The 622-nt window shown below is 42.8% G+C and carries 1 protein-coding gene; it reads left to right on the top strand.

Annotation, left to right across the window (positions count from 1 at the left end; translation table 11 throughout):
• Window positions 1-537 (top strand): group II intron maturase-specific domain-containing protein (locus P9687_RS09090; RefSeq protein ID WP_328228888.1); only part of this gene is annotated, 537 nt, incomplete at its 5' end.
• Window positions 538-622: the final 85 nt, after the last annotated feature.

Genomic DNA, 622 nt, shown 5'->3' with positions numbered 1-622 from the left:
TTTTGGGGCGCCAGTAACAAATTGCGACTCAAAGTGAACCGAGAGAAGACGATGATCACACATATTAGAAACATCAAGTTCCTGAGTTATGGATTCTACCTTTATGAAGGAAAATGCAAATTCCGGGTACACCCGAAGGGTGTTCAAAAATTAAAGGAGAAAATTCGCAGAATCACAGGAAGAAGCAACGGATTAAGCGTAGAGGAAAGAAAGAAAAGGCTAAACGACACTGTCCGAGGATGGGTAAATTACTACAAGCTAGCGGATATGAAAAGTCTGGTAACCAGACTGGACCAATGGACACGAAGAAGAATGCGAATGGTAACTTGGAAAAGATGGAAGAGAGTACGCACAAGATTTTATTGGCTCAAGAAATTAGGGATCAATAAAAGAAAGGCGTGGGAATGGGCTAACACAAGAAAAGGCTACTGGAGAATCTCCGGCAGCCATATCTTAGCTAGAACCCTTACAAACGAACTCTTCCGAAGAGCAAGGTATATAAGTTTTCTGGATTACTATCTGTCTGTACGGTCGTAAACTTTAGAACCGCCGTGTACGGAACCGTACGCACGGTGGTGTGAGAGGTCGGCTAATCAAATAATGATTAGCCTCCTACTCGATT

It is taken from the genome of Weizmannia sp. CD-2023 (genome assembly GCF_036225245.1).
Taxonomy (GTDB): Bacteria; Bacillota; Bacilli; order Bacillales; family Bacillaceae_C; genus Weizmannia; species Weizmannia faecalis.
The sequence above is the reverse complement of the archived record's forward strand: the minus strand, read 5'-3'. Positions and strand labels throughout refer to the sequence as shown.